The organism is Burkholderia sp. APQ4-4ca (assembly GCF_057837105.1).
This window is the reverse complement of record NZ_JBYQCG010000027.1, coordinates 1-528: the sequence shown is the minus strand read 5'-3', so window position 1 is coordinate 528 and position 528 is coordinate 1. Positions and strand designations below refer to the sequence as shown.

At 53.6% G+C, this 528-nt stretch carries 1 protein-coding gene; it reads right to left on the bottom strand.

Going from position 1 to position 528, the window contains the following annotated elements; translation table 11 throughout:
• Positions 1–389, bottom strand: a 389-nt coding sequence (locus AC3IFE_RS01485; RefSeq protein WP_489189383.1) for a nucleotidyl transferase AbiEii/AbiGii toxin family protein, incomplete at its 3' end; no start/stop codon positions are given.
• Positions 390–528: the final 139 nt, after the last annotated feature.

Genomic DNA, 528 nt, shown 5'->3' with positions numbered 1-528 from the left:
GCGTACTGCGCATGGATTTCTGTGGTGACGAGTTTGAACTCGACGCCATAGCCTCCCCAGAAATCCCTCATGTCTGCCGTCATGGTCTTCGGTCGCTCGACCATCTTGAAGTCGAAAACCTCGAACCCGTCGGCGCGGACCGTATCTGACAAGGTTTTGAGAATTCTTGCCTGGACGGCCTCGAGGTTCTCGCCAAAATCCTGCTTCAATGAAAAATCGAGATCGACCGACGTGCGCGCACTGATTTGATGAACCAGTGCCATCGCATTGCCACCTTTCAGCACCAACTGCTCCAGCAGCTCATCGTCAGAAAACATCGCTTGAATAGCCAGGTTCTTGATCCTGTCTAGCAGTTTCGGGTCTTGCGGCCCTGTTTTGGGTTTATTCATTTTTTCAGGCTAGCCTTGTATGGCCAATGGCGGCTGAACGGTAGGATAACTCTGCGCATTGCTCCTGTGGGCCTTATGCCGGCAGCAGCGACGGTTATGGGGTATCTGTTCATGCGACCTCAGCTCGACGAGAGGGTCC